This is a genomic window from Mesorhizobium sp. M1423, from assembly GCF_040317575.1.
In the GTDB taxonomy this organism is placed as follows: domain Bacteria; phylum Pseudomonadota; class Alphaproteobacteria; order Rhizobiales; family Rhizobiaceae; genus Mesorhizobium.
In genome coordinates, this window is record NZ_JAMYKU010000004.1 from 1 (window position 1) to 16,210 (window position 16,210).

15 protein-coding genes are annotated in these 16,210 nt (G+C 52.2%); all 15 read right to left on the reverse strand.

All coding sequences use genetic code 11. From position 1 onward, the window contains the following. Positions 1-199 (reverse strand): IS66 family transposase (locus NKG95_RS06540; protein WP_353040241.1); only part of this gene is annotated, 199 nt, incomplete at its 3' end. Between the two features lie 69 nt (positions 200-268). Beyond that, on the reverse strand, positions 269-625 hold the full coding sequence (gene tnpB / locus NKG95_RS06545; RefSeq protein WP_353040242.1) for an IS66 family insertion sequence element accessory protein TnpB: 357 nt from the start codon (positions 623-625) through the stop codon (positions 269-271). Beyond that, a complete protein-coding gene (gene tnpA, locus NKG95_RS06550) occupies positions 622-1,056 on the reverse strand; it encodes an IS66-like element accessory protein TnpA (RefSeq protein ID WP_353040243.1) in 435 nt (144 codons plus the stop codon). Before tnpA ends, tnpB begins: the two co-directional genes overlap by 4 nt. A 333-nt stretch (positions 1,057-1,389) precedes the next feature. Further along, positions 1,390-2,007, reverse strand: a complete 618-nt coding sequence (locus NKG95_RS06555; RefSeq protein ID WP_502897213.1) for a class I SAM-dependent methyltransferase — start codon at positions 2,005-2,007, stop codon at positions 1,390-1,392. Positions 2,008-2,072: 65 nt separating this feature from the next. Beyond that, entirely contained in the window at positions 2,073-2,981 is a 909-nt protein-coding gene (locus NKG95_RS06560) for a glycosyltransferase family 2 protein (RefSeq protein WP_352812711.1), read from the reverse strand. A 772-nt stretch (positions 2,982-3,753) separates the two neighbouring features. After that, positions 3,754-4,938, reverse strand: a complete 1,185-nt coding sequence (locus NKG95_RS06565; RefSeq protein ID WP_352812712.1) for an acyltransferase family protein — start codon at positions 4,936-4,938, stop codon at positions 3,754-3,756. 9 nt (positions 4,939-4,947) lie between these two features. Then, positions 4,948-5,787, reverse strand: coding sequence for an FkbM family methyltransferase (locus NKG95_RS06570; RefSeq protein WP_352812713.1), 840 nt, complete (start codon positions 5,785-5,787; stop codon positions 4,948-4,950). 148 nt (positions 5,788-5,935) lie between these two features. Further along, a complete protein-coding gene (locus tag NKG95_RS06575; protein ID WP_353040244.1) occupies positions 5,936-7,102 on the reverse strand; it encodes a glycosyltransferase in 1,167 nt (388 codons plus the stop codon). A gap of 34 nt (positions 7,103-7,136) precedes the next feature. Next, entirely contained in the window at positions 7,137-7,931 is a 795-nt protein-coding gene (locus tag NKG95_RS06580; protein WP_353040245.1) for a glycosyltransferase family 4 protein, read from the reverse strand. Positions 7,932-8,348: 417 nt separating this feature from the next. Next, the gene (locus NKG95_RS06585; protein WP_353040246.1) at positions 8,349-9,500 is read right to left on the reverse strand and encodes an O-antigen ligase family protein; all 1,152 of its coding nucleotides are present in this window, start codon (positions 9,498-9,500) and stop codon (positions 8,349-8,351) included. A gap of 161 nt (positions 9,501-9,661) precedes the next feature. Continuing rightward, positions 9,662-10,936 carry a hypothetical protein gene (locus NKG95_RS06590; protein ID WP_352812719.1) on the reverse strand — a complete coding sequence of 425 codons (1,275 nt, stop codon included), beginning with the start codon at positions 10,934-10,936 and terminating at the stop codon, positions 9,662-9,664. Positions 10,937-11,087: 151 nt separating this feature from the next. Further along, a complete protein-coding gene (locus NKG95_RS06595; RefSeq protein WP_352812721.1) occupies positions 11,088-12,170 on the reverse strand; it encodes an acyltransferase family protein in 1,083 nt (360 codons plus the stop codon). 156 nt (positions 12,171-12,326) lie between these two features. Next, positions 12,327-13,844, reverse strand: coding sequence for an oligosaccharide flippase family protein (locus NKG95_RS06600; RefSeq protein WP_352812723.1), 1,518 nt, complete (start codon positions 13,842-13,844; stop codon positions 12,327-12,329). 65 nt (positions 13,845-13,909) lie between these two features. After that, on the reverse strand, positions 13,910-15,013 hold the full coding sequence (locus NKG95_RS06605; RefSeq protein ID WP_353040247.1) for a polysaccharide pyruvyl transferase family protein: 1,104 nt from the start codon (positions 15,011-15,013) through the stop codon (positions 13,910-13,912). 18 nt (positions 15,014-15,031) lie between these two features. Next, on the reverse strand, positions 15,032-16,204 hold the full coding sequence (locus tag NKG95_RS06610; protein WP_352812755.1) for a glycosyltransferase family 4 protein: 1,173 nt from the start codon (positions 16,202-16,204) through the stop codon (positions 15,032-15,034). Between the last annotated feature and the right edge of the window lie 6 nt (positions 16,205-16,210).

Below are 16,210 nucleotides of genomic sequence, written 5' to 3' on the forward strand. Positions count from 1 at the left end.
CGGCGGCCTCGAGTTGCTCGGCCTCTTCGAGCCCCAGCAGCAATTGATCCTCGGGGAGCGTCTCGGCACGACGGCCGAAGCGGTGACGCTGCAATTCCTTGATGATCTGGTGAAGGCGGGCGTTCTCGACGTCGCGCGCCAGGACCATCGCCTTCAGCGCGTCCGGATCGTCGGGAAGCTGGTCAGCAGTCATCGCCATGACAGGATCAGACCATATTCGCCGACAGCCCGCGACAGCGGAATCCAGGCTGATTCACTTGGTCGCGGGTCAGCCTGCCTGGGCTGGAACGCGGGTCCGGCGCGCCTCGTGGACCCGCCGCCAGTCCAGCCCTTCGAGTAGCGCCGAGAGCTGCGCGGCCGTCAGCCGCATCATGCCGTCATGCACTTTCGGCCAGCGGAACTCCCCATCCTCCAAACGCTTGCCATAGAGGCAGACTCCGGTGCCATCCCAGAAGATCAGCTTGATCCGGTCAGTCCGCTTCGCACGGAAGACGTAAACGGCCCCGCTAAACGGATCGGCCCCCATCGTCTCTCGCACCAGCGCCGCCAATCCTTCCGCGCCCTTGCGGAAGTCGACCGGCTTCGTCGCCACCATGACCTTGACCGCACCCGTTGGCCCGATCACGACGTCGCCTTCAGCGCGCGGATTACTGCAGCCACCGTCTTGGTATCGGCGCCCCGGCCGACGCGCATCGCGATGCCGTCGATCTCAAGCTCGATCATGCCGGCATCTCGAGTGACTTGCCGTTTCCGCTGCTTCGGTGAACGGCTGGCTACAGGTTCCGCCGCCGTCACAACCGCCAGCACAAAGGCAGGAGAATCTTGCTGCACCGAAGCGACCTGTTTGCGCGCTTCACGGCGCCAGGCGAAGACCTGCTGCGGCCTAAGGCCATACCGACGAGCGACCTCGGAAATGACTGCGTTCGGCTCCAGCGTCTCCGCGATGATCCGCGCCTTGTCATCCGCCGACCAATGACGCCGACCGCCGGCACCGTTGATCACCTCGAAACGCCGAAGCTGCCGCTCCGGGTCAAGCGTAAGGTCAAGTCCAGACACAAGCCGATCTCCGATCCCAATACAGGATCGGCAACCTCACGGATCGCGACCACTCCCGAAAGGTGGTCCCACAACAGCGCTTACACTGCTTCCGCTTCATCTGTCCGTCCTTCTTGGAGGCCGGACTCTAGCTCCAGGTGGAGGAAAAACTCAGTGGCATGTATGGACCGAGGCTCTAATCGCCACTGGATGAAACCTCAGCGGCGGGTCAGGATTAGATCAGCGGGGCAAGGTCAGACGCTACAGGTTTGGCAACCGACGGGCGTAGTTGCGCTCCAGAGCGCCATGGTGGGGAATAACTCCGCAGCCACTCCTCACCACCCAAGCAAGTCTTTACTTGGGCTTTCGTGCGATCACGATCATACTCTTCGCAAGCGGGGGGATCCGCCCCACCCGTTCAAAACGTAAAACTTCCAATCCAACCTCTTTGAGAAGTATGCCAAGGGTCCGGATGGACCAAAACTTGATATGGCCACCGTCCCACAGAGCCCAGAAATGGGCATCCATTTGGCCGGTCAGAGCTAGTGCCAAATTCTTCATATAGCCATGATAAGGCGTCGAAATGACGGCCGTACCACCTGGATTGAGGAGTTTGTAAACGTTCCTGGCAAATGCCCTCGGATCATAGAGATGTTCGACGACCTCAAGACTAAGTACCATGTCAAACGTGCCATATTGAGCGCGGAGATCGTCGTAAGCGGAACCGCTTTCAATCTTGATATCGGGATAGGCTTGATTAGCAATAGCGACTGCAGATATCGATGGATCTATTCCAGTAACCACACATCTGTTGCTGAGATGCTTCGCCACGCTGCCATTGCCACACCCGAGGTCGAAAATATTGTTAGGAGTAAACTCTGCGACAATTCTATCAACGGCCGGCAACAAAATATTATGGGAATCGTTCGTTTCGTGAGAATCATAAGTGTATTCTAAATTCATCTTACTCATTTGACTCTCCTGGATTAAACCATGGGCTCAACATAATACTAAGCGCTGTCCGCAACATCGGGCTCTCAACCTGCATCCACGACAAATCCCGTTCGTTCTTTGATGGCAGCCGCGATTGATACGCCTTCTTGTTTTGCGAGTTCTTCGATCTCGAAGACCTTCGCGTCAACTAATCCGCGATACCACAGCCCTTGTAAGAAATGAAAATAGAACCCCGGCCTGCCGTCGAGGAAACCAAGGCGTATCAAATAGCGGTAGAGAAAGTAGGCGATCGTTCGAATGCCGGCTGGTGTGCGGAGGTAAATTGCTTCTTTTAGAAAGCGACGCGCTCGAGCCTGCGGACTGGCACCGGAAACTGGCAGTTTGTCTGCCTTTAGAAAGTCGAAACGCACGTTCAGCTGATCTATGGCTTCCCGCGAAGCGTATTGATTGTGCTTTGCCGTCCACCATGTCAAAGAATTCAGGTTAATATCCGAAATTACGACGTCCGACTTCCGAACTTTTCCTTGGACAATTACGTGTTCGTCCATCCAGCGCTGTTCGCAGCGTCCTCGGCCATTGCGCCAAAGCCGAAGCTGCCAACTAGGCTCTATGGCGCCATGTTTCATACGGCGACCAAGGAAATAAATTCGGCGCCGCACGAGTACGCCATCGCAATCCCGTTCAGCCTGCGAAACAACATCGGCAAGCCGGCACGGCGTTGCTCGATCCAAGACCTCATCAGCGTCGATTCGCAACAGCCAGCCACCTTTTGCTGCGAGGGTTGAAATTCCGAAATTTAGCTGAGTCGCGTAGTTTTTCCAGGGATGACGAATCACCTCCGCGCCAAGCTTTTCCGCTATCTCGACCGTCCCATCGGTTGACCCGCTATCTATGACGGTGATGCTCTCAACTTCATCCTTGAAACTCTCAATGCAGCGGGCGATGTGAACCGACTCATTTAAGGTAAGGATAATCGCGTGAATTCGGCTCATTGCCTTACTACCATCGCACATGTCCGTGTAAGCATTTGTAGCTTGGACGAATTGTAATAGCCTATCGCAAACCTATTTGGCGGGCGGGATTGCCTGCAACCACCGTTCCATCAGGGACGTCCTTGGTTACCACCGAACGCGCCCCAATTACGGCTTGACGTCCCACACGTACACCGGGACCAATGAAAGCCTCAGCCGCTACCCAGGCGCCCATCTCAATCCAGATCGCTCCAACGAGAAGTGGAAACGCGGGATCGCGAAAGTCATGCGTCGCGGCGCACAGGTGAGCACCTTGACTTACTGTAACGCAGTCTCCAACCGTGACAGTGCCTACCGAGTAGCACATCACTCCCGGCCCGAGGCTGCTCAGGGCGCCAAGATGCAAATTCCAAGGTGCCCAAATACGCGCAGATGGATAAGGATGAGCGTCTCGCCCCACCGTTGCACCAAACAGCCGCAGGAGGAAGCACCGCCAACCGTGAAATGGGACAGGCGACCACCTGTACAGCGTGGCTTGCACAATTCGCCATGTAAATCGTCTTAATTTGTCATTTAGATCGGGATCAGGGACGGTCTGAAGCGGATGGCGTTGCGGGGGCAATTCGGGCATGGCCTATTCAGGTGTTACAAAGTGCGGCTGATATTGATCGGTGAGCATATGACCGGGCTTAAGGTGGCGCAATTCGATGTGTGAGTTTTGCATCACGTCTTTCGGGTGACGGCAACTGAGAAAGTCGCTCGACTTGGAAGCTCTCCCCGATCGAGGCCAGCACTAGGAAAGCGGATCCTTCTGTTTCTTATAACGGAAAATAGTCTGCAGAGGCTTTTCAAAGACAATATGAAATAATATTGCGGCAACAATACAAACAGCGAGCGTAACAATCCATGTGATCGTCGCACCTGCAAAGCCCGATAAGCCTATCTTCCTAGCTAGCTTGCACATTACGCTGATAATCGGGAAGTGGGTCAGATACAAGACATAAGACGCATTCCCTAGCAACTCACCAGCGCGAGAAACTGGTCTCCACCCAGCAAGTTCTCTTGATACCAACCCAAAAATCAGGACACTTGAAAAAAGCCCGAAGGCAAGAATTCCCCCTGAATCTTTGTGTAGATCGAGTTCCTGCCCCGGAAACAGTTCCCTGGCGGTTACCAGCAGCACCATCAACATCATTCCTCCCGCCCCCAGAATGACAGCCGGCACAGCAGCAGATTCAAAACAACGGCCGCGCACCAGCAGTGCCACGATAACTCCGAGTCCAAAAAGAGTGATAAAATATCCGTTTAAAAATCCAATCGCGAGATACGGTTCAAACAGCCAGCATCCAACCATCGCAATTCCGACCAGAGAAATTCCTACCCAGCCGCCTATTATTAAGATCGCAAAAAGCGCGTAGAAAAGCATCTCGTACTGAAGAGACCAAGCTACAATTATGATCGGCGCACCAGTACCTCCAACGACCGCGGGATCCTGTGGGAGAAGAAGTATGGTCTTTAATATTGTAGACGCATTCCTTGGAAAGGAATCCGACATTCCGGGCATAAAGGAGGCAACCACAGTCACTGCGAGAAGCGTTATTAAATATGGCGGATAAATCCGCGAACACCGCTTCACGATATAAGAATACAGCTGGCGCGGCTTGCCGATGTCAGAGAAATGCACATACGTTATGAGAAACCCACTAAGAACAAAGAAGAAATTAACGCCTGCGGAACCAGCCCCAAAGTAATAGGTGAAAACTGGCTGATTAAAATACTTCGGCGCTGCGACCGCTGCACTCAAGTGGAACAGTACGATCGCCAAGGCGGCAATCCCCCTAGAGATTTGGATCGAGGTCAAGGCCGGCTTGAGGGTCGACTTTCTCGAATACGCGCGTAGTCGTGAATCAAGCCTGCCAACAGCGAAATTCATGAAAAACGCTATGAAGCGGACAGCCCCCTCCTTTTGATTGGACATCGTCGGGCGTTATGCAGTTTTCATCACGGAGTTGGATGAACCAGGCTGCTCATAGAGGTAGTTCGCACCTCTCCGGTAGCGCAATTGATAGCCGGCGTTTAAGAGCGCCTCATGCGCTTGGAAGAAGCGCGTGTTGGATCGCTTCGAAGGGTGAGTGAGTTCATCAAACTCGACTAGTATCTGTGAGGGGCGCACTTTCCCGAGCACCATGTGCTTTAAAACGTCAACCTCTGCACCTTCGATATCCAATTTTAACAATGGCAGCGTTGTTAAACTGTAGTCCCTACAAATCATTTCGACGGTGACGGTGGAAACTTGAATGTGAGTCCCAGTCATTTGGTAGTTGTTTTGGAAGTCAATAATTGAGTGGCTTACGTGCTTTGGATCAGAAGGCGCAAAGAATTTAAGAGACGTTTCCTCAACCCACAACGCTTTTGGTATGAGCAAGAGCTGCGAGGGCTTGATGTTCGTTAGATCGTACCTACCTGGATGCCAAGGCTCGCCAGTAGTCGGCACCAGTTCCCCGCGGGCCATTCGATCTACTATCGCTTGGTAATGGGCAATAGCCCGCGGAGTGGGATCGAGTATGATCACCTTTGCACCGTATTTTGCCGCAAACTCTACGTCGAAACTGGCGTCCTCTCCGAGTCCGCAACTGATCACCGTCGAGCCGTGCAACTCTTCTCTGTCGATGAAGTCCCAGCCCCCATACGCCGATCCAAGTCGCAATGTTTGGACGCGCGAAATAGATACGCGAGGCTGGTGTAGGGCCCGCCGGAATTTGTGAACGGCCTTCTTCAGTAGGGCTATCGAGGGAACTCGGAGCGAACCAGCGCGCGAGAATTTCATTTGTCGCTCCATAATTCACCTTCGTCTAAAATCTTGTAGCCGTACCGCCGCCAAAGCGGCAATGCTCTTAAATACCGGGATCAAGATCAACGCAGACCAAGAAGTGACCCCACTAAGAATCCGGGCACATTCGAATCCAGACGACCAGTCACAGAACAACGCAATCTGGCCGACTGCCGCCACCAAGAAGCCAGGAGTAGACACTCAGCATTCGATCTGAGATCGAATTCCAGCGATAGTCGTTCAGCATCCAGCTCCGACCTCGCTGGCCCATTTTCGCCAGTTTGTCCGTCGACAGACACATGGCATTACGAAGCGCTTGCTCGAGTGAAGAATCGCCAATCTCAGGCCACCAACCGCATCCACGCGACACAAGTTCAGGCCACGGCGCGCCTCTAGAACACACGACCGGCTTCCCGCAAACAAGGGCTTCAGCCACTGTCATCCCGAAATTCTCATCGAGCGTCGGCAAAACAAACAAGTCCGCCTCCTGGTACGCCTCCAACCTCTCCTGCCCAAATTTGGCGCCGGTGAACTTAACTCTGGGGACGGCCATTTCTCGCACAAATTTCTCATATGCGGCAGCATACGAATTGTCGAGAGGCCCAGCAATCTCAAGTTGCCAATCTGGAAACTCGGAACAAATGCCAGACCAGACGCGCAATAGACTGTCTACGCCCTTTTTGGGGTGCAAGCGCCCCAAAAACAGCAAGGTACGTGTTCCTGGATCACGACGAAGGTGGGGTTTACCAGCAGGTAAAATATCGTCAATTCCATTAGGAATAACAGCCACGGGTGCTCTCAGTCCGAAGGAACGAATATCTTCAAGCTCTTTTTCGCTTGTAGCATGCCAACAAGCACACCCAGCCGCAGCAGCCTTCTGAAATAGGTACCAAAAGAGGCGCTTCTTCCAGCGGGAGAACTGCAAGGCGCCAGGGCCCAGCATTCCATGAGGACTGATAACAAGTGGCAGCCCTTCACGGCTCGAAACTATCCCAGACGCCACGTTGGGCATCATCCAAAGGCCATGATTATGAATAACCGCGGCATCACGAGCCAATACCCCCAACCCAAAGCTGAGCGACCGAGACATAGCAAGCCGACGAATCGAGGGAACACTGCGAAAATCTGATTTAAACGAGTGTATATTAAACCCGGTGTTAGACCGATTGTTCGACAGACCTGCGTCGTTAATGGTCACGACTTCCGCCGGCCAACCCGCCTGTATACTTTCCTGGACCAACCTGCGCACGCATACCGTCGTACCGGCTGCTTCAGTCGCCATAGAGGAGACCGTATGAATAACTTTGTGCAATTTAATCGCCTTCGAAGCGCCAGAATGCCTTACATCAGCGCCTGGACGCTGCTATGTCCCGAAACATTTTCAAAAACCGACGTGCCATATCGGCGGTATTAAACGAGTCACCAACAGTATTCAATGCGGCTCCCGACATCCTATTAAGTTCCTCAGGTGATTCCAATGCGGTTGCAATGGTGTCCGCCAGAGACTCGGCATTACCTTTGCGGAATAAGCAACCGTTGACCCCCTCTTCATGAGCAGCAATTTCCGGCATATGCGTCTTGCGATCGTCATGCACGACGCCAGGCAGGCCGTAGGCAAGGGCATGTATAAGGCTTAGGCCGACGCCGCCAGGATACACGAAGAGTTTACATTGATTCGCTATCTCGGAAATCCGCGCCTCGTCGGTCAGACCCCCGTGCAAGACTACCCTACCGTCAAGGTGACGGTCAGCAAGGCGGCGCTGTAACGCGTCTTTCTCCCCACCAGCTCCGATTACGTCCAGCGTAACAGACGCACATTGTGGATATGTAAGCGCGTTTAGCAATAAATCAATTTCGCTCTTTTCGGTAATCCTCCCGATGAAAAGTAAATCTCTTGGACGTTGATCAACGTTATAAGGGATCCGGAACTTTTCGATTGCAACCGTCTCGATGCCGTTATTCAGCCCGAACACGACTTGACGGTCATTATGACGCGCCGTTGCACGGTGCACCTCAACTTCCTTGTCTGTGTAGAAGAGCACGACATCCGCAAAACGCATCACCAATAAACGCAGCCACGAACTCCATTTTCGACTTGTTGCGGACCAGTAGTGCCCCCACCACACAGTTTTGGCTCCCATGAGCCTTGCCTTAACCAAAAGAGCTAGATTAGAGATGCAGCGAGGGGCTCCGGATACAACCACTATGTCATCTCGCCGTATCGGAATCGACAGGGCTCCTCGTTGCCAGAACAACCCAGGCGCGATCTTAAAAATTGAACCAAGCGAAGCTCTCCACTCTGGCAGCGACATTGACTCGCTAAGCACCCCCAAGTCCTCAAAGGAGGCATATACCGTAAAATCCCGTCCCAACTCCTTGGCTAAACGGTTGAATAGTCCAAGCCTATAAGAGGGGACTGAGGGTTGAACGACTATAAGCCTCATTTCGAACCCCTGCCCCGCAGACACGAGACCCCGCCGTCGATCCCGTGAGGGAAAGAACGGAGCATCAAAGGTCGAATGGCCGTAATGCGACGCATACAAAAACTTTCAGAGTGATCATTCGAATAGAGTTCTAGCGCCCTGTTGGGAGATAGGCTTAATTGAGCGCGATCGCCTTTCCCGTTTTGACCCGTACCAAAAAGTTATGACCATCACCGATGTTATCCAAAACGCCGAGTTCCCCCAAAGGCTCCCGCTTCCAGCACTGCCTATTGCTTCTTTGATGAATAGAACTGCTGCGAAGACGGCAATTAAGGGGAATCTTTTTGACCTTATCACTCCGATTGCAGCCCTTATAGCAAGCAAGCAATGAATGATGAACGGCAAGGACCCCAGCAATCCCAAAGCCATTAACGACTCAACGTAGATATTATGCGGATAGTAATTTGAGTGCATTTCAACCGCGAAACGACCAAATGCAAAATCGTCTAGAAACTGCTGCCAAGCTCCAGACAACAGAAGAGATCTAGAAAGGGTTGAACTGTCCGTCTCAGGATCTATTTTCGCCAGGCGTTCGAGTACGACATCTAGATACTGTGTACCGAAAGCGGATAGTAGGAGGCCAATCACGACAGCCGCGCCGAGGATGGTTAGCAATCGTCGTCGGCCCTCTAAGAGCAGTACGTACAATATGAGAGATCCAGCTCCTGCCAAGTATGCACCGCGGGATCGCGCCCACACCGCCACGAACAGCAAAATAGGAATAAAAATAGCTGCCTCAACTGTAAGACGTCGAGAACGGCCAAATGAAAGTACATAATAGATAATAAAGCCGAACGCTGTATGCCCCATCGCAATTGGGTTTATCTTCTCGATCGAGAGGCGGGCACCACCAACTATGTTAAGCTGCTGCCGGTTTAGAATCAGACCAACAAGAAAAATGACACACAGGACACTCACCGCCACAGCGAGATGGTCATCCCTCATTTCTCGATAAGTTCTAGCCAACAATAATGCTGAGAATACCCCGCTTACGAGGAAAAAGCCAAAGACAACACCATTCCCAGGTTTTATCTCTATCCCAAGCAAAAATACATTCTGAACCAGTCTCGCGATATAAAGCAAAGAAAAAATGATGAACGGGTAAAGAAACGAAAAATTCTGGCCAACAGCTTTCCAAGATAACGAGAAGGCAATTGTGATCACAGAGACGATCAGTGCCCTCGAGAGGACTGATCCAACGCTTCCATCAGGGAAGAACTTGGTCACTAAACCTCCAAAAGCATAGTAACCAAGTACCGCAAGCGCAAAACCTGCTGCCGGAGAAATCAGGGCAGAAAGGAACGAAGAATGCGGACTCGACACCCGCAACTTATTTCCCCTACTATCCGTATACATCAACAACCCCGCGTCAGAGTCGACCATAGAGACTAATATTCACTGGTAACTCCGTTGTTGTATTCTACAATCGTAACATGTCTCCCCCTCAAAGGTATATTCAAAGAGTTGTCCATACAGCTACTCTTCAGCAATGAGGTTTTGTTCTCATCTTGCCATGGGTTAACCGCCATCACTACGCAACTTGACGACTTTGTAACAATTGTCCGCACCAGAGGCTGTTTGCTCTGCCAAAGGCGTTGCACTGCCTCCTCCTTGGCAGCGGGCTGACCTCCTTCGATGAGTGTTGCGATCGCTGCGACTCGGTTCAATTGCGTCATGAATAGACCAAGGGTCCTGTAAGGCTGAATTCCAGCCTCTTTGATTTGAGGTTCGCTCCCCCATAGCACGATGCCCTTCGCTCCAAAAAAATAGGGAACAATCGCCAGAGCCTCGACCAGATATGGATCCAGCTCATCCTTTCCTTCTAGCCAATTCGAGTCGTGAAATCGCAACCATTCATAGGCGTAAACTGGCTTGTCGCCAAATGACCGTCCCAATCGGACATTTTCTTCCACGTTTCCCGCAACATAATACACAGAGCCTGGATCACGATAGAAAATATAAACACTAGAGACATAGAAATCCACATAGTCGTCGATATTCTTCCAGATCTCTAGCTCAGTCGAATGCTTTTCCTTAAGCTCTTTTTCGCTAAGTGAATAAAGGCCCCAGTAGTCTCTATCGAATAACTGCCTCCCATAAATTCCAACCCTGATATCAGGATGCGCCTCCTTGGTCCACTTGCTTGGAAGCGCATACCACTTCGACCACTCACGAAAATATGAAGTCGCGAATTCCGCTTCATCTTTCGCTTTCGATGCCTCCCGTACTTTCGTGTTCCGCCAAGCCTTGCTCACGTCCAGCTCAATTGGGAACTCGATATCGTTCACCCAAATTTCGCTAGCGGTTGGCTTTGAGACGTTTCTCCTCACAATCCTTTCAAAATACCCTGGCCGAGCCCAAGGATTATTGTTGGGCCGCCGACCCAAGGTATGGCGAATATTTTCTTTCTGCCCACCAGGATAGTCTGCAAAGGTGTTTACAATCGTGACGGGGGCAAAGCCATGCTCAGAGGCGATAGCTGCGTTGGCGCCTTTCGAAGAGTCGTGCACGTCCCAAAAAACTTGCAGCCCTCCCTTCATGTTGACGGTCGGCAGATCGTCCCAAGACCCAACGGCACTGCGCCCCGTGGAGCTTACGTCCCCACCAAGGATGAATGTTGCGCAGAGCACTGCAGGGCCTAGCGTCGCATAAAGTCGGCTCATTTGACTCGGTTGCTCCTTGTACTCTCGCCCACAGTGACGGACGCCGCCGGAGCGAGTTCAACCCTCTGTCTCGGGAGGCAAGTTGTAGAGGCTGGAGAGCCAGTCGGTTCGTAGCCCAGGGACTGGTCACCTTTACCTACGAAGCTATGCGTTAGGGCCGCGCCGCCTCTTGGTCAGGACCGGCGTCAACAAGTGACGGCGCTAGAGGGCTCCTTTCGATCGTCGATCGCTCTTTGATGAATTGCCGAGCCGGCACTTCAATGAAACGATTGGCTAGATGACTGACAAGCCAAAGCCCGATCACGAGACAGATGAACGGGATGGGGAGAGGAGGGTCCCAGCCCGTGTGCGCCAGCATGCCCTTCCATATCGACATTGCGGGTCTATGCAATAGGTATAAGCCAAAGGACAGTTCCCCCAGATACACCATAGGCCTCGTTCCAAGCACCCAGGCTACCGTAGAGGTCTGGTTCGCTTGGGCGGCAAAAAATACGATAGAGCTCATGAGGATAGCAGGAAATACGCTCTCATACCCGGGATGCTGCAACCCAAACGCCCAATATAGAATGTCTGGTAATGTCAAAACATAAACAACGAGTGAGGCCGGAAGCGCCCAGTTCGCAAAGGAAGTGCTGCGGATATGCCTATGGGCAGCAGCGGCGACCATCCCGAGCAAAAAGAAATGTAAATATCGCGTAATTGCGATACGGCCGCCCGGAAAGCCCAGAAACCATAAGCATAAGATCAGAAACACGGCAAACGCCACCAGACGGAATGTCGTTTTTGATCGAGAACTGGAACACCAGATCCAAATTGGAATGAACAATCCATAAAAATAAAACTCCGAAGCAATCGTCCAAATTGTATTTGTATCGCCAAATAATAGAAGATGTTGAATGGCGTACATCAGGTCGAGGTTGTACGCGAACCGGTTGTCCACGTAGTGCATTGCGCAAGAGAACAATATGACTACCGCAAACAAGGGATAGACTCTCCCCACTCTGGCAGCCGAATATTCTAAGATCGATCCCAGCGATGCCGGCTTCCAAAGATAGAGGTAGGCCATCAGGAATCCGCTCAACGAAAAGAACAACATAACACCGGTGCTAGCCGCACCATCCAAAAAGCTCTTGGGCAAAAACCCGGAGGAAGTGGCGTGCGAGAGAACAACTGTGATGGCGGCCACTGCCCTGATGCCACTCAAAGCCGGGATAAAGTTCGGTGTCGATGCCAAAAACTTTCTCCATTCGTCAAAAACAGCAAAGCTGGAACTCGATTGCAATTGCCGACATCGCATCAGATAGACTTCTGTCTGGGTGAAGGATTGGGTTGCGCCTACGACGTCAAACCGGCGCCCCAGAATCTCCCTTGCGATGGAGCTGTTTTCACCTCACGAGGACCGCCACCGTATCAAAGCTTTTCGGACACGCAATTGGCCGCCCCTCCTGTATGCATGCATCAGGGTGGCGGTCTTTTCCGGAAAAATCCAATGGGGCTTGAAAGAAGTTATGCACATGAACAGGCACGTGGCGCCGCCGGCGGAGAGCAGGGAAGCTAACCATGCCGGCATCGCCAGCGCACCAATTTTACTGGCCCCCAATCCAACCGCTGTCACCAAGATCCAAGCAAAGATACAGGGAAAGCCGAATCGGAACTCTGCTCCAAACGGCCGGCCCAAAATACTGGCCGAAAGCGCCGAGCCCGACAAAGCCGCACTGGCCACAATACAAGTCACGACCAAAGTTGCTGCGTATAGGGAGCTTGGCGCCAGCAGATAAAGCGCTAGCAACGAGAGTCCCACTGTGACCAACTGTATCGGGACACGCCATCCTTGACGTGCAGCTGATCGCGCCAGAACCGCATTCGCCCGATCCAAGGCGCGAAACGGAAGAACTAGAGACATAATCTGAATAAGTACCGCGGCTGGCTGCCACGCAGGTCCGAATAGGATCGATGTCCACTCCCCAGAAGCGACAATGATAGCTATTGACAGTGGAACGCTGGATATCAAAGCAAGTGCCTTTGCATTGTCAAACTCGTACCGAAGAGCTTCTGGCCGGCCGAATGCCGCCGATAGGCGCGGAAAGGTAAACACGTCCATCGGCGCAAATGCCATTGTCGACGCGATGGTTCGAACATTGGTGGCTCTCTGATAGTAGCCCACTGCTGAGACCCCTACCGCGCCGCTGACTGTAAGTCGGTCTAGCGTCATCGAGGCGGTGTCAATGACTCGCAGCCAAACAAAGACCCAGGAAAACTGAATCAATTCGATCACCTCCGCTCGATGGTAGCCGAAGGAAGGGCGAGCCGCCAAAAACGACAAAGCAAAATTGGTAAACTGATAGCCGATCTGACCAGCAACAAGAGCCCATGCTCCAAGACCGATGATCGCACCGGAAATCGAGATGACAATATTGACGGCCAGGGACAGTATTTCAATGCGCGCCAGCTCTTCAAACCTACGAGATCGTTGTAACAAGCCACGCGAAATAGCCAGAAATGGAGTAGTTAAAATTATAAACGACAACCAAGTTATAAGGTCAGATACGCCGTTTTCATTAGCAAAAAAAAACGGAAAATTCAGATTCAATAGGGTAATAGCTAGAAAAAGCGTTGACGAAAGAACTATAGCAATGAACCCGGCTGCAGCCGAGGCGAGATCAGCTGACGATCTGCTACGGACGACGCCCGGCCCAAGCCCAAACTCCGCAAATGCCGCGATCAGCGTCACAGGCGCGAGAGCCACTCCATAGACGCCGAACTCGTAAGGACTGATAAGACGTGAAAGACACACCAACATCGTAATTTGAACGGCTATGCCTACCCAGGCTTGCGCAGTCGTCCAGCCCAGGCCAGACAGCGCGCTCGGAACGCGATTTGGTTTTCTTCCTTGTAGCAAATTCACCACCCATACAGGAATCCTGGCTTGGGAAACAATAACGTGTACGCCACGAAATAGTTTTGACAACGCAGTTATATGGTCAGCAGGAACTCTTGAAGCAATTTTTTGTTTTTTAAGGCTGCAGCCCTTATTCGTGAGCTAACCTCGAACCTTTGATTTTTTCTCAGAAATGATTCCACAATAACTTCGACATCAGCCGCTGTAGCTTTACTGATCAATGCGCAATTGCTTGGAATGCCGATCTCTTCATATGCGGAAATGTTCTTTGGATGCTTGGCAAGCGAGAACGGTTCGGTTCCCATCGCCGCCGCGACGAGGCCAACATGCAGTTTGTCTGTCAGGACTGCGTCCATTCTGCTTAGCAGCGCCGCCATTTGAAAAGGCCCTGGGTAAGGAACGACAGTTGCCCGATCCGGCCCCAGCTTCTGCTTCATGTATGCCTGGAAACGCTGCTGCCCTGAACCCATGTAAACGTGATCTTCGAGCAGAAGGAAATGATTCCCATGAGTCAGGCCTATTCGGCGTTCAAGTATATCATAGAGCTGCTCATAGCCAGCCGACTCTTCCCTGAGACTTGAGATTTGCATGCCGAGGATGTTCTCGACGTTCTTGTTTGCATAGATCGGCGACACGACAGAGTCGGCATAATCTACTGCAGACTTAGGCAAATCCTCCGGCCTAAGAGCGAAGACCATGTCTGCTGTCTGAATCGGGTCTGCGCCACTTAAAAGGCTAAGGGACGCATCGAGAGAGCCGAGATCTCTAACGCAAATCAACCGTGCCGCGCCGAAAAGCTGCCTGATTCCAGCGCGTGTGATCCAATCAAGGCCTGATCCATCGGGAATTGGGCCGACTCCAACTCCGATCAATGCGGTGGGACGCCTGGCCATCTGCGCCAAAAGGATCGGGCCAGCATTCTTGTAAAGCCGCTTAAGAGGGTTCAGTCCGTTTTCTGCAAATTGAAAGTAGCCGCCTCCGGACAGAACGGCGGCATTGGCTCTCAGGACGTCGAACAGTGTAGCAGGAGCGAGGCCAAGACGTTCTCTCAGCTCTGGCGTTACAAATACAGCCTTGATAGGCAATGTGTAGACTTCTCTCACCCAAGAAAGGCATATCTTAGCGAGAAGCACATCGCCAAAATTGTGATTGCGAAGCATTCCATGAAATATCAGCATCGTATATTCGATCCCGTGTTACTTTGTCGAGGCTTCAAGCAAGAGATCATAAAACTTACCAGCTGCGATTTTGCTGTTTTGATGTGTGGTAACATACATTCTTCCACTATCAGCGTGCCATTTCATTAGCGAAGGAGCCTCTAGATATCTGCCAATGGCCTCTGCTATTGCACCGGCGTCCCTTTTGACAATTATTCCCCGCTCCTCGTCCAGAAGCTCAGATATCCCTGAGATCTGGGTGCCAATGCACGCCAACCCAGCTGACATGGCCTCGACCAAGGCGTTCGGCATCCCCTCGTCGGTCGAAGGAAGAGCAAATATGTCGCTTGCATAATAAGCTTCCTGAACGTCTTCGATGTGCCCGCATCTGTGAACGCGGCCCGCTAGGCCGTTCGCATTGATGGACGAGGCAAGGAGCGAGCTGTACTCGGCTTCTCTCGCGGGACCGACAAGTAGCAAATGAACGTTAGCGGGCAGATCGGACAGCGCTTGAACAAGCAAATGCTGTCCTTTCCGCCTCGTCACCGCACCAACCAATAGTACGACAATTCGTGCATCGGCTGGAATTCCAAAACGACGCCGCGCGTTAGACTTTTCCGTTGGATCTGCAGGCCGAAACCGCAGGCAATCTACCGAATTGGGAAAGTAAATTACTTTTTCGGGCGGCACGCCCAGTAGATATAACCGTTCCTGAATCTCGCGAGAAATTGCGAGAACGCTGGACAGCCTGGATATCAACGACGCGCGTCGCGAGGATAATCTCATCATCGTGCGACCTTTTCCGTTGTCGTAGAGTTCAGTGCCAGCAGCGGCCACCCTCCCAACAACCGGAATGCCCATAAGCATGGCATGCATGCTTGGAAGCAACGTTAAAATGTTCGAAGCCGGAGTAAACATGACGTCGAATTCGCGATAATTCTTGCGCATCCAACTATATGATGCCACTAAAAATCTAACCTGTCTGGCATACGACAAAATGCGATTTCCCACGATGTCGACTCGCGGCATTTTTATGATGCGTCTGAAGTGACCATCATCTTGATCTTGTACACTAGACCCATGAGCCAAGGTGATCTCTACCTCGGCATTCTTGACGACCTCCCGTATTAACCTATAGGTTGAAATCGCTGGACCGCTATAATGCGAACCGCATCCGGTTGGAGACCATATTAGAATGCGTAGAGTTTCTATTGCTTA

Bases quoted from the DNA above. Each gene is read 5' to 3' on its own strand.
- NKG95_RS06555 (WP_502897213.1), bottom strand. From the start codon at position 2,007: ATGAGTAAGATGAATTTAGAATACACTTATGATTCTCACGAAACGAAC.
- NKG95_RS06560 (WP_352812711.1), bottom strand. From the start codon at position 2,981: ATGAGCCGAATTCACGCGATTATCCTTACCTTAAATGAGTCGGTTCAC.
- NKG95_RS06565 (WP_352812712.1), bottom strand. From the start codon at position 4,938: ATGTCCAATCAAAAGGAGGGGGCTGTCCGCTTCATAGCGTTTTTCATG.
- NKG95_RS06570 (WP_352812713.1), bottom strand. From the start codon at position 5,787: ATGAAATTCTCGCGCGCTGGTTCGCTCCGAGTTCCCTCGATAGCCCTA.
- NKG95_RS06580 (WP_353040245.1), bottom strand. From the start codon at position 7,931: ATGGGAGCCAAAACTGTGTGGTGGGGGCACTACTGGTCCGCAACAAGT.
- NKG95_RS06590 (WP_352812719.1), bottom strand. From the start codon at position 10,936: ATGAGCCGACTTTATGCGACGCTAGGCCCTGCAGTGCTCTGCGCAACA.
- NKG95_RS06605 (WP_353040247.1), bottom strand. From the start codon at position 15,013: ATGCTGATATTTCATGGAATGCTTCGCAATCACAATTTTGGCGATGTG.